The organism is Enterococcus sp. AZ062 (assembly GCF_051715065.1).
GTDB lineage: Bacteria > Bacillota > Bacilli > Lactobacillales > Enterococcaceae > Enterococcus_B > Enterococcus_B mundtii.
Window position 1 is genome coordinate 760,236 of the sequence record NZ_JBIOTB010000001.1, and the last position, 12,388, is coordinate 772,623.

Sequence of the window (12,388 nt, forward strand, 5' to 3'; positions counted from 1 at the left end):
AGAAAAATAAATAAAAAAACGAAAATCGCTTGTTGAACGACGATTTTCGTTTTTTTATTCTTGAGGATTTTGTTTATTCTTGAAACTTGCACTTACATTGGTGGAGTAACTGACCACATAAGATGCACCTCCTTTAGTTCGACTGTTGATAAATAGACTATATCATTGGAATAGACCAAAAAAACATCTTGTATGGTATTGCAACATTATAAATTCTATTTAAGTTAAATCAAGGAATAAATGGCTGAATTAAATGATTCTGGGACATTTGTCCTCTCGCACCCCCTAAAACTGAATAAACGGTGGGAACAAAAGTAACGACTTCGGAAACAAGACACTATTCAAAAAAAATTTGAAAACAATTTTGTTGGATAGCGCCTTATTTCTCGCAGCTAAACACTTCTATCCCAAGCTCTTTTTAAACAAAAGCTAAAAAAATGAAAATAAGTCCTGTATTTTGTTAATGTATACTATAATAGAAATTAACTATGAATTTTGGAGGAATTTCCATGAAACAAAAAATTGCAGTATTAGGCCCTGGTTCTTGGGGAACTGCTTTAGCTCAAACCTTAGCAGAAAATGGACATGACGTCCGTATCTGGGGGAATGTTCCAGAACAAATCACAGAAATCAATACGTATCATACGAATAAACACTATTTACCTGAATTACATTTACCAGAATCGATCATCGGGTCTACCGAATTGGCTGAAGCTGTCAAAGAGGTAGATGCAGTATTATTTGTCGTACCGACGAAAGCAATCCGTGCTGTAGCACAAGAATTGCTACAACATTTAACGACAAAACCAGTGATCATCCATGCCAGTAAAGGATTAGAGCAAGACACGCATAAACGGATATCAGAAGTGATTGCCGAAGAAATCCCAGAAGAAAAACGACAATCTATCGTTGTTTTATCAGGCCCTAGTCACGCAGAAGAAGTGGCGGTCCACGATATCACAACGATCACTGCTGCAAGTGTTGATCAAAAAGCAGCTACTTATGTGCAAGAATTATTTATGAATGATTATTTCCGAATCTATACAAATAATGATGTGATCGGTGTGGAAACAGGTGCAGCATTGAAGAATATCATTGCAATCGGTGCCGGCGCGATCCACGGTCTTGGTTTTGGTGACAATGCGAAAGCGGCGATCATGACAAGAGGATTAGCTGAAATCAGTCGTCTCGGTGTAGCGATGGGCGCGAACCCTTTGACCTTTATTGGATTGAGCGGTGTTGGTGATCTGATCGTCACTTGTACCAGTGTCCATTCACGAAATTGGCGTGCGGGGCATATGCTGGGTGAAGGACAAAAATTAGATCAAATCCTGGAAAATATGGGGATGATCGTGGAGGGTGTATCGACAACAAAAGCGGCGGTTGAGCTGGCTGAGCAACTAGGTGTAGAGATGCCCATCACTCAAACAATCTATCAGGTCCTTTATCAAGGGAAGGATATCAAACAAGCAGCAAAAGAAATCATGTTGCGTGATGGCAAGATGGAAAACGAATTTCAGTAAATCAACAGAATGGAGTATATAAATACGCATATGGAGAATAAAATCGTAAGAAAAGCAGTCATTCCTGCAGCAGGTCTAGGTACACGTTTTTTACCTGCTACAAAGGCAATGGCAAAAGAAATGTTGCCGATCGTTGATAAACCAACGATCCAATTTATCGTAGAGGAAGCTTTAGCTTCGGGGATCGAAGATATTTTGATCGTTACCGGAAAAGAAAAACGACCGATTGAAGACCATTTCGATTCGAATATCGAATTAGAATTGAATCTACAAGAAAAAAATAAAATCGACTTGCTAAAATTAGTCGAAGAAACAACGAATGTCAATCTCCACTTTATCCGTCAGTCCCATCCTTTAGGACTAGGTCATGCGGTATTACAAGCGAAAACTTTTGTTGGAGATGAACCATTCATCGTTATGCTTGGGGACGATTTGATGGAAGATGAGATTCCACTGACAAAACAATTGATCTTAGATTACGAGAAAACAAAAGGTTCAACTGTAGCAGTCATGAAAGTTCCTCATGAAGACACGTCAAAATATGGGATCATCGATCCAGAAACAAAAGAATCTGAAGGCTTGTATGAAGTGAAACGATTCGTCGAAAAACCAACACCTGAAGAAGCTCCGAGTGATTTAGCGATTATTGGACGCTACTTATTGACACCAGAAATTTTTGAATTATTAGAAACACAAAAACCTGGAGCTGGAAATGAGGTTCAATTGACGGATGCCATTGATGAATTAAATAAAAAGCAACCCGTATATGCGAGAGAATTCAAAGGCTCTAGATATGATGTCGGTGATAAATTTGGTTATCTAAAAACAAGTATCGAATACGGTTTAGGTCATCCTGAAATCAGCGAGCAGTTGAAACAATACCTCATTGATCTAAGTCATTCTCTGGACTAAAAACTTAACAATTAGAGAAATAAAATCTTGAGAAAAGAATAGTAAATGAGGTGTATTGCTTACATGGGGATTCTAATCAACATTGCACAAACGTTTCTTGATGGATTGAAATGGTTGATGGAGGGAAATAATTGGCTGTTTTTACTGCCAGTATTATTTATTAGTTTGTTTACGATGTTTTATATGGTCAGAATAAAAGAAACCTTTTTGATTTTTATTTGGTACTTAGCAACAGTGGCGATCGGTAGTTTGATTATCGTTCTTTTGTGGGGAGATCAACAGGCATTTCTTTTTGCGGCAGCTTTTCTTTTGCTGTACCTTTTTGCCTATATCCCGTATCTACTCAAAAAATTTCATGTCGTCAAAAAAGGCAAACATGCGGCTTCTCCGAACCGCTCAAAGGATGTCTCAGAAAGACGGACAAGGTCTGACCGCTGATATTTTGATACTTGCACTTGTTTCGCACTTTCCTTACAATAGATGCAGATAGAAATAACTAAAAAAAAGGCTCCTTGATAGTTAGCGGCAACTAACTATCAAGGAATGACCAGTCACACGTATACACCCTGACCGATCATTTTGCCATAGTCGATGCAGCGCACCGACCGCATTTATTGTACCTGATTTAAGGAAGATTTTCTACCTTATGAATAGAAAAAGCGGAGGAAGCAAGGCGATTTATTTACTATGTCAAAAAAGATGTATATTCAAGCAAGCAGTTTGTTTAATCCGTTTGAAAGACTTGCTTTTAGCGATACATCGTTCCTATCTTTTACACTGAAGCCGAAGAACATCAAGATGCTGCTACATCAGATCTTTCGCTGGAGTGTAATGAATAAGTGGTTAAGGTAAAGATGAGACTGAGCAATTGCTTCGTCTCATCTTTTTGTATTTTTCTTTTTGATAGTTGTCTCTATTCTGAAATAGCAGAAGAAGAGGAGAAAAGAATGAGCTTACCCTATTTTGATTATTGTCAACAACTTGAAAGAAAATTAAGGATCGAGGAACCCTTGATGGAACAAGCGGGACGATGGATCGCTACACAGATTCATCGAGGAGGATGCTTACATATTTTTGCTAGCCATACTTTGCAAGGTATTGCCTATGAATTTTGGCAACAATCTCCCAAAATCTTGCCAACTCAGTTGATTGAACACCCTGCAGCGGGAATTTATGAGTCACTGGAAGGAACGGGCCAAGCAATCATTGAACAAATCAATGCGCAACCCGAGGATATTTTTCTTCTCTTATCAAATGAAGGGAGAAATCCTGCAATCATTGAACTGGCGGAATGGGTCAAAGAACAAGGTCACCTATTGATCGTGATCACAGGATTTGATTTATCCCGAAGTATCAAATCAAGACATAGTAGTGGTTTGCGCTTATATGAATATGCAGATCTAGTATTAGATAACTATGCAACGATAGACGATGCCGTCCTTACGGTTCCTAAGTTTGAGCCAGCTATATGTGGCACAGCTTCGTTAGCCACCTTAATTTTATTACAGCAAATCGTTTATTTTTCAGTTTATTATTTGTTGGAGAATGACTAAAGAGAGAAGGATAAGAGCCCGAAAAAGAGACAAGAAAGAATCGTGATGATTCTTTCTTGTCTCTTTATACACGTTGATGAAAGAGTCTTCCCCAAAACTCTTTACACTCCAATTATAGTACATTTGTTATGAATATTGCAATGAAGATACCTAATGAAAATAAAAAGAGAGTAAGAGAGAGGCAGAAATTCAATTAAAAACATCGGTTCAAATAGGAAAGAAGTACGGATGGAAATGTATAAATATTTGTTAATCTCTTAAAAAATCTTTGTTTATACGTAAATAGAAATGAAAATAAATGATCGGAAATAGCTACATTGTAAAAATAAAAAAAGAATTTTAATCCATTTTTATAGGTGCTATGGCTTTGAGAACAGCTTTTTTATTAAAATGTGTCTTGAAGATAACTAAAATCAATAGATTTTTTTAATTGTTTATTCATGTGGTATAGAACATTTTACTGTATAATCTATTTGCTTATTCATTATTGACAAAAACGTAGCAAGAAAGGAAGAACGAGTTTTGAAGAGAAAAAATTCTTCAGTAAAGAAAAAACGAGACTTTACCAAAATGACGACACCGCATACGTATGTCATTATTTTTGGTGTAGTTGTACTTGCCTGGTTATTAACATTTATCGTACCAGCGGGGAGATTCAGTACGCAAGATATAGAATACAAAGATGCAAATGGAGAAACTAGTACCAGAACAGTATTACGCCAAGATTCGTTTCGTTATGCTTATGAATTAGATAAGTCTTTTGTATTTGATCAACTGGAAGAATTACAAAATGATCCAAAGGAAAGAGAAAAGCTAGCTGTTCCTGAAGAAGGATTAGAAGAAGTCTTGGCAGCTGGTGAAAAAAACTTGACCCAAGAGAAACTAGATGAAATCTCACTGACAGATGATGTTTTATACGATGAATATGGTGAAGACATCTATGATACCTCAAAGAAATTGCATAAAACAGCAAAACTATGGGGAACCGATGATTTCGGTGGGTTTGGCTTTTTGAACTTTGTTTTTGAAGGTCTAGTATCAGGCGATAAATATGGTTCAGCAGTCGGGATTGCTGCACTTATTTTAGTCGTGGGTGGGGCATTTGGGATCATCATGCGAACAGGTGCCATTGATGCAGGTATTTATGCTTTTATCAATAAGACACGTGGCCTAGAACGTTTAGCTTTACCGCTCTTATTCTTTGCTTTTTCATTTGGAGGCGCAACGTTCGGTATGGCTGAAGAAGTCATTCCATTCTCAATGGTCATGGTACCTTTTGTGATTGCCTTAGGCTATGATTCGATCGTCGCCGTTACAGTCACCTATGTGGCGTCACAAGTCGGGAATGCCACGTCATGGATGAGTCCGTTCAGTGTCGCCGTTGCTCAAGGGATCGCAGGTATTCCAGTCTTATCAGGCGCCACCTTCCGATTGATCATGTGGGTCGTCGTGACTGCGTTATCGGCTGGTTACTTAATGATCTATGGAGAAAAAGTTCGGAAGAATCCGGAAAGCTCATTAACGTATAAATCTGACGAATACTTCCGTAACCATTTGAAGAAAACATCCGATGAACAAAAACCATTTACATTAGGCCATAAATTGATTTTAGCGGAAATGTTGATCGTTTTAGTTTGGATCGTTTGGGGAGTTACTCAAAAAGGCTATTATATCCCAGAAATCGCCTCTCAATTTTTTGTAATGGGACTAGTCGCAGGGATCATTGCTGTTTTATTCAAATTAGACGGTATGACGGTCAATGATATTGCCTCTTCTTTCCAATCTGGGGCAGCAGATCTAGCTGGAACAGCAATCGTTGTTGGGATGGCAAAAGGAATCTTGCTTGTATTAGGTGGATCAGATGCTTCTGTACCTTCTGCGCTTAATACAATTTTGCATGGTATAGGAACAGCGCTGACTGGTGTACCGGCAGTTATTGGTGCATGGGCGATGTATGTGTTCCAAAGTTTGTTCAATCTAGTCGTCACTTCAAATTCTGGACAAGCGGCATTGACGATGCCAATCATGGCACCGTTAGCTGATTTAGTTGGTGTCTCTCGTCAAGTTGCCGTATTGGCTTATCAATTAGGTTCAGGATTCATGGATGCGTTCACGCCAGTTTCTGCTAGCTTGATCGGCGTCTTAGGTGTGGCACGGATCGAATGGGCAAAATGGGCACGATTCCAAATCAAAATGCAAGGATTCTTCTTTGTTTTAGGAACAATCTTCATTATGATTGCGATCGCGATCGGCCTTCAATAAAACAAATAAGAACTGATTGATAGCAATCAAAGAAACGGTGCTACCCATATGTAACGCTGAGATAATAAGCGAGAAAATCCGAAAGTATCTTCATATTTTGGGACTTTCTCGCTTATTTCTAAAAGAGCGACGTAGGATCGCTAGATTGCTTTTCAAACAACCCTTTGTGTGTATGAAAAGATACAGACTATTTTATAAAGAGGAGGATCACGGATGAAACTCATTCGACAAATCGATGTCTATGCACCAGAATATCTTGGTAAGAAGGATGTATTAGTGGCAGGAAATAAAATCATTGCCTTGGAAGATCAACTATCTGGCGGTTACGAAGAATTGATCGTGGAAGAAATTTCAGGAGAAGGAAAACTCTTGACCCCAGGTTTTATTGATGCCCATTTCCATATTTTAGGTGGCGGCGGCGAAGGCGGCTATCATAATCGCACACCAGAAGTCACACTTAGTCAACTAACGACAGCAGGAGTGACAACAGTCGTAGGTTGTATCGGGACAGATGGCGAAGGTCGAGATATGACTGCTTTGATCAGTAAAGCAAGAGGGCTAGAGGCAGAAGGATTGACTACGTATGTTTATGTTGGTTCTTATCGGTTGCCGGTCAAAACGGTGACTGATTCATTGATCAAAGATTTTCTTACTATTGATAAGATCATTGGGATCGGAGAAATCGCTGTCTCTGATCATCGCTCTTCTCAACCAACATTCGACGAGTTTGCTCGGGCAGTGGCGGATGCTCGTGTTGGGGGCATGTTATCAGGTAAAGCAGGGATCGTGAATGTCCATTTAGGTGGCGGAAGTCGAAAATTGGAATTATTGAATCGTGTGGTTGAAGAAACAGAAATCCCTATTACTCAGTTTTATCCGACGCATGCGAATCGGACAACTGAATTATTAGCTGCATGTATCGAATTTGCAAAAAAAGGTGGAACGATCGATTTCACTGCAAGTGAAGATCCTGATTTTTGGGAAAAGACCGATGGTGAAGTTCGTTTCAGTAAAGCATTGAAGCAGTTATTGGAAGCACAAGTCTCTCTTGATAACTTCACCTTGACCTCCGATGGACAAGGTAGTCTCCCATATTTTGACCAAGAGAACCATTTTATCGGTATGGGCGTCGGTAGTGCGAAATCCTTACTGGTTGGCATCAAAGAAGCCGTTCAAAAAGAAGACATCCCCTTAGAGATTGCCTTACGAGCTGTGACGTCCAATCCTGCAAGAGTCCTGAAACTGGACCAAAAGGGAAGAATCGCTGTCGGGAAAGATGCGGATCTTTGTTTACTTGATAAAGAAACCTTAGAAATCGATACGGTGATTGCTAATGGAACGATCATGGTCCAAGAAAAACAAGTGAAAGTTTGGGGAACATTTGAGCAAATGATTGCAACGAGCTGAATGTTAGGATAAGCATACTGTTTGTTTGTTTTTATAATTGGTGTTACTCTAAAAGTGGTTAGAAAGACAAATTTTAGAGGAGGAAATATTATGGCAGATTTAGAAGGACGCTCTAAAGATTTGAAAGACAAAGTTGCAGGTGAAGGCAAGGAAGCCTATGGAAAAGCAACAGGTGATAAAAGTAAAGAAACAAAAGGTAAAGCCCAATCTGCAGGTGCGGATATCAAGAGTAAAGCTCGTAATATCGGCGATGAAATCAAAGAAGGCTTTGAAGATGTAAAAGAAAAATTTTCAAAAAAAGACCATAAATAGTCTACTTGTAAATTCTAAAAAAAAAGCGTCCTACCAATAAGGTGGACGCTTTTTTTAGCGGTTATCCAATGTCAATGGACGCGAATGTTTTGTTTTTTAATTCAAAAACTTCATCACATTTTTTAGCCACTTCTAATTCGTGTGTCACAATGATGATACAGCGATCTTGCTCATGGGCGATTTCTTGGAAGAGTTGAACGATTTCTTGTGAAGTCGTTTCATCGAGGTTTCCTGTTGGTTCATCCGCGATGATCAACTGATGTTCGCAACAAATCGCTCGGACGATCGCTACGCGTTGTTGTTGTCCCCCAGATAATTTAGTGACTTGTTGTTTTGCAAGAGTTTCATTTATCCCAACGCGTGCCAAGCGATCAAGTGCTACTTGGCGATAATTTTTTTGAGGAGTATTTGAAATTTCCATGGCGGTAATGACGTTATCAAGAGCGGAAAGGTAAGGCAATAAGTTGTACGCTTGAAAAATAATGGATACATCATTTTTACGATAATTTCGTAGTCCTATTTTAGCTAAAGCGCGCTCTTCATAATACACAGTCCCTTCTTTTGGTGTATCGAGTCCTGAGATCAACGAAAGGAAGGTCGTTTTTCCTGAACCACTTGCCCCTAATATGGCGTACATTTTCCCTTTTTCAAAGGATAAATTCACGTTTTTATAAAGTGCTTCTGTTGGATTCTGATACCAGAAGCCCAAGTTTTCTGTACGTAACATCCAATTCCTCCTTTAGTTTAATAAAATTTTTCGTGGATTTAATCGTAGTATGCCAATGGAGGCTAGAAAAACGGAGAGTAAGCTGATCCCGAATGCAACCGCTGCTAGAAGGCCGAGTTGAGCTGGTTGAACGGTGATTTCAAGGTCGCTTACTTGTTCCGAAACGGTAAATGGATTACTAGTTCCACCGGGTTGTCCGCCAGGTCCACGATTGCCACCACCAGGCATCTGCTCTCCTTGTTGCTCGGCAGGTGAGTCGGTTGACGTTTCAGTTTGTTGATCAAGCAACTGTTGACCGACAGCATTTGCAACGACATTTCCACTGAATGAAGCCACACCTAACGCGACGATCATACATATGGCCACTTCTGTAAACAATTGAAGGACGATTTTGCTTCTGGATTCGCCTAATGAAAGCAATACGCCTAATTCATGGCGGCGTTCCCGGATCGTGATCATGATGATCAAAGTTAAAATAATGATTCCAGCCACCGCAACGAGTAAAACGACATTTTGTGAAAAACTGGCCACGTTGTTAAGTGGTTCAAGCATTGCTTGGAACATCGTATCGTTTGATTGAAGACTGAACGTTGATGTATCGATCAGGTTTTCTGCTTTAGTGATAAAATCTGCCATTTTATTGGGATCGGTCAGCGTATAAACCGCAGAGTCGATTGTGTCATCTTCTGAAGAACCATTCAATGTATTAGCAAACGTATAATAAGTATACAAAGTGTTCGCTGGATTCATGAAATTGAAATTCATTCCCATGCTACTACTTGTTTCACTCGACTCATAGATTCCTTTAATCGTCATTTCATAAGTTGTTTCTTCATCTTCAGTGCTAGTAATAACGAAAGTATCCCCTACGGATAAGTCATTTGCGCTAGCTAAAGTAGAGTCGATCACGACATTGTTCGTATCTTTGTCGCTATCAGTGATTCCTTCTCCTTCGATGATTTTTGCTGTGCCATCCGTAAAGCTACTGGTTAGGGCTGTATCGGATACCCCGCTGATTTGAAAGTCTGCTTGGATCATTTGCGGTTTGCCACCCCCCATAGCTCCACCCATGTTTTCACCGTTTGGTGCAGCATCAGTCGTAGTATCAGTTTCAGTTTCTTCTGATGTTTCTGAGGTATCAGAGCTTGAAATGGGAGTGATACCGCTATTGGCTAAAGCTGATGCAGAGCTTTCGAAGGAAAAACTTGCTACATTATCTAGTGCTGCAATCTTTTCTGCATCGCTGACTGAAACAGGTGTGAGGGAGAAACTTCCAGGATCTGGTCGCCCACCGGATTCAGTATCAGTTGCCTCCGTTTGTTTTTGAAAAGCCGCTTCACGATTCGCACTTAAAGTGACGGTCGCGCCGACATCTTTTTGAGCTTGCTCTGCGGCTTGTTGAGCCGCACTACGTATGGTTAGTCCAGCAAGAACGAAGACAAGGATTGCTGTAAAAACTGCTAATAATAGTAAAGAACGCCCCCATTTTACTTTTGTACTTTTTAATGCTCGTTTGAAAAAATTCATTGGTTCGATCTCCTTTCGAAATGAGTACAAAAAATAGAATAAAGGGAGTAGCTTAAGCCTACCTTAAAAAGAGACCACGACCAGAGAGAGTTGAAGCCTAAAAACAAGTCAAATGGAGCAGGAAATGAAAAACATTCTATAGTTATTGAGTAATTTATGGTAAAATAGACGAAGTATCTTCTAAAATGAAAGAAGAAAAAATGGTCTGGGAAAAACATGGAGACAGAAACAATCGTACATGCTAGCGATTTGTTTGATTTGTTGTATAATGATGTGGAGCAGTTGATCGAGCAACTGAAGCAATCCCGATTTTTTTGTGTCAAAAAAAGATCCTAAACGCCTGTAAAATTAAGATGGATTTTAGTACTTATTGAAATCATCCGAAAACCAGGCACTCAGAAAATGGATCGTTTAAATAAAATAGAGAATCGACATCGTTAAATGAAGATGTCATAAGAAGAGGTGAAATTTGTGAGTACCATTAAGATTATCCCTTTAGGCGGTGTACGCGAAAACGGAAAAAATTTGTACATTGCAGAAGTAGGGGAAGCTATTTTTATTTTAGACTGTGGTCTGAAGTATCCTGAAAACGAATTATTAGGGATTGACGTTGTGATTCCTGATTTTACGTATTTAGAAGATAATGTCGATCGTGTAGCAGGTGTCTTTCTGACACATGGTCACGCAGATGCGATTGGGGCGTTGCCTTATTTATTGTCAAAGATTTCTGTACCTGTGTTCGGAACAGAGTTGACGATCGAATTGGCAAAATTGAATGTCAATCGCAATGATGCTGCAAAAGGATTCAAGGATTTTCATGTAGTAGATGAGCATACAGAGATCGATTTCGGTGAAACGATCGTTAGCTTCTTCCGCACTACCCATACGATCCCAGATTCAGTTGGGATCAATTTAAAAACCCAAGAAGGAAATATCGTTTATACGGGTGATTTCAAATTTGACCAAATGGCGATCCCAATGTACCAAACGGATTACGCTCGTTTAGCAGAGATTGGGAAAGAAGGCGTGTTAGCTTTACTGAGTGAGTCAGCAAATGCAGAAAACGCGACCCCTGTTGCTTCTGAGTTCCAAATCGCTGATGAAGTATTTGATACCATCAAATATTGGGAAGGACGGATCATCGTTGCTTGTGTTGCAAGTAATCTTCAACGTGTCCAACAAATCTTAGACGCCGCTGCCAAAGCAGGACGTAAGGTCGTGTTGACTGGTCAAGACTTTGAACGGATCATCCGAACAGCTATGCGCTTAGAAAAACTTCAATTACCAAGTGAGGACCTATTGGTCACATTAAAAGATATGAAAAACTATGAGCCTGAAGAACTGATTATTTTAGAAACAGGCCGTATGGGTGAACCAATCAAGTCTTTACAAAAAATGGCGAATGGTGCGCACCGTCATATCAAGATCAAAGAAGGCGATCTTGTTTATATCACAACGACACCAAGTATTGCGATGGAAACGATGGTTGCTAAGACAGAAGATATCATTTACCGAGCAGGTGGAATAGTCAAACAAATCTCTGACAACCTGCGGGTTTCCGGTCATGCAAATCCTAATGACTTACAATTGATGTTGAATTTCATGAAACCTAAATATTTCATCCCAGTTCAAGGAGAATACCGTGAATTAGCTGCCCACGCAGACTTAGCCCATGCAGTTGGTATCCCCTACAAAAATATCTATATCACAGGACGTGGGGATGTTTTAGAATATAAAAACAAGCGGATGAGTGTGGCAGGTACGATAAGTGCTGAAAATGTCATGATCGACGGACTAGGTGTTGGCGATATTGGAAATATCGTCTTACGCGATCGTAAAATCTTATCTGAAGACGGTATTTTTGTTGCAGTAGTGACAATTAGTCGTCGCGAAAAGAAAATTGTCTCAAAACCGCAAATCACTTCACGAGGATTTGTTTATGTCAAAGCAAGTCGTGATTTGATCAATGAAAGTAGCAACATGATCGAAACCATTGTAGGCAAACATTTAGAAAGCGATGATTTCGAGTGGAGCAAGCTGAAACAAGAAATACGTGATCAATTAGGTCGCTATTTGTTTGAACAAACCAAACGCCGCCCAGTGATTTTACCAGTCATCATGGAAGCGACACAACGTCGCGGCAAAAGATAAAAAATGAAAAGCTG

Annotated in this window: 10 protein-coding genes; 8 read left to right on the forward strand and 2 right to left on the reverse strand. The window is 39.6% G+C overall.

Translation table 11 applies throughout. The features are described 5' to 3' along the window. Positions 1-509: 509 nt before the first annotated feature. The 7 genes from IGJ00_RS03555 to IGJ00_RS03585 all read left to right on the forward strand — a co-directional run bounded on the left by IGJ00_RS03555 (position 510) and on the right by IGJ00_RS03585 (position 7,969). On the forward strand, positions 510-1,523 hold the full coding sequence (locus IGJ00_RS03555) for an NAD(P)H-dependent glycerol-3-phosphate dehydrogenase (protein ID WP_438844130.1): 1,014 nt from the start codon (positions 510-512) through the stop codon (positions 1,521-1,523). Between the two features lie 30 nt (positions 1,524-1,553). Further along, positions 1,554-2,435 (forward strand): UTP--glucose-1-phosphate uridylyltransferase GalU, encoded by an 882-nt coding sequence (gene galU, locus IGJ00_RS03560; protein ID WP_074800691.1) that lies wholly within the window; start codon positions 1,554-1,556, stop codon positions 2,433-2,435. A gap of 63 nt (positions 2,436-2,498) precedes the next feature. Next, a complete protein-coding gene (locus IGJ00_RS03565; RefSeq protein WP_071866620.1) occupies positions 2,499-2,873 on the forward strand; it encodes a hypothetical protein in 375 nt (124 codons plus the stop codon). Positions 2,874-3,382: 509 nt separating this feature from the next. After that, positions 3,383-3,988: an SIS domain-containing protein gene (locus IGJ00_RS03570; RefSeq protein ID WP_086334390.1), complete on the forward strand. Its 606-nt coding sequence runs from the start codon at positions 3,383-3,385 to the stop codon at positions 3,986-3,988. A 522-nt stretch (positions 3,989-4,510) separates the two neighbouring features. After that, positions 4,511-6,250 (forward strand): putative basic amino acid antiporter YfcC, encoded by a 1,740-nt coding sequence (gene yfcC / locus IGJ00_RS03575; RefSeq protein ID WP_071866618.1) that lies wholly within the window; start codon positions 4,511-4,513, stop codon positions 6,248-6,250. A 213-nt stretch (positions 6,251-6,463) separates the two neighbouring features. Then, on the forward strand, positions 6,464-7,657 hold the full coding sequence (iadA, locus tag IGJ00_RS03580; RefSeq protein WP_071866617.1) for a beta-aspartyl-peptidase: 1,194 nt from the start codon (positions 6,464-6,466) through the stop codon (positions 7,655-7,657). A gap of 90 nt (positions 7,658-7,747) precedes the next feature. Further along, the gene (locus IGJ00_RS03585) at positions 7,748-7,969 is read left to right on the forward strand and encodes a CsbD family protein (RefSeq protein ID WP_065096154.1); all 222 of its coding nucleotides are present in this window, start codon (positions 7,748-7,750) and stop codon (positions 7,967-7,969) included. A gap of 61 nt (positions 7,970-8,030) precedes the next feature. Here the strand turns inward: IGJ00_RS03585 and IGJ00_RS03590 are convergent, their stop codons facing one another. Then, positions 8,031-8,696, reverse strand: a complete 666-nt coding sequence (locus IGJ00_RS03590) for an ABC transporter ATP-binding protein (RefSeq protein ID WP_071866616.1) — start codon at positions 8,694-8,696, stop codon at positions 8,031-8,033. 12 nt (positions 8,697-8,708) lie between these two features. After that, positions 8,709-10,223, reverse strand: a complete 1,515-nt coding sequence (locus tag IGJ00_RS03595; RefSeq protein WP_438844131.1) for an ABC transporter permease — start codon at positions 10,221-10,223, stop codon at positions 8,709-8,711. 471 nt (positions 10,224-10,694) lie between these two features. Here IGJ00_RS03595 and IGJ00_RS03600 point away from each other — a divergent pair, with 471 nt between their 5' ends. Next, positions 10,695-12,374 (forward strand): ribonuclease J, encoded by a 1,680-nt coding sequence (locus IGJ00_RS03600; protein ID WP_074800707.1) that lies wholly within the window; start codon positions 10,695-10,697, stop codon positions 12,372-12,374. Positions 12,375-12,388: the final 14 nt, after the last annotated feature.

Coding starts and splice junctions, on each gene's coding strand:
- IGJ00_RS03555 (WP_438844130.1), top strand. CDS start 510: ATGAAACAAAAAATTGCAGTATTAGGCCCTGGTTCTTGGGGAACTGCT.
- galU (WP_074800691.1), top strand. CDS start 1,554: ATGGAGAATAAAATCGTAAGAAAAGCAGTCATTCCTGCAGCAGGTCTA.
- IGJ00_RS03565 (WP_071866620.1), top strand. CDS start 2,499: ATGGGGATTCTAATCAACATTGCACAAACGTTTCTTGATGGATTGAAA.
- IGJ00_RS03570 (WP_086334390.1), top strand. CDS start 3,383: ATGAGCTTACCCTATTTTGATTATTGTCAACAACTTGAAAGAAAATTA.
- iadA (WP_071866617.1), top strand. CDS start 6,464: ATGAAACTCATTCGACAAATCGATGTCTATGCACCAGAATATCTTGGT.
- IGJ00_RS03585 (WP_065096154.1), top strand. CDS start 7,748: ATGGCAGATTTAGAAGGACGCTCTAAAGATTTGAAAGACAAAGTTGCA.
- IGJ00_RS03590 (WP_071866616.1), bottom strand. CDS start 8,696: ATGTTACGTACAGAAAACTTGGGCTTCTGGTATCAGAATCCAACAGAA.
- IGJ00_RS03595 (WP_438844131.1), bottom strand. CDS start 10,223: ATGAATTTTTTCAAACGAGCATTAAAAAGTACAAAAGTAAAATGGGGG.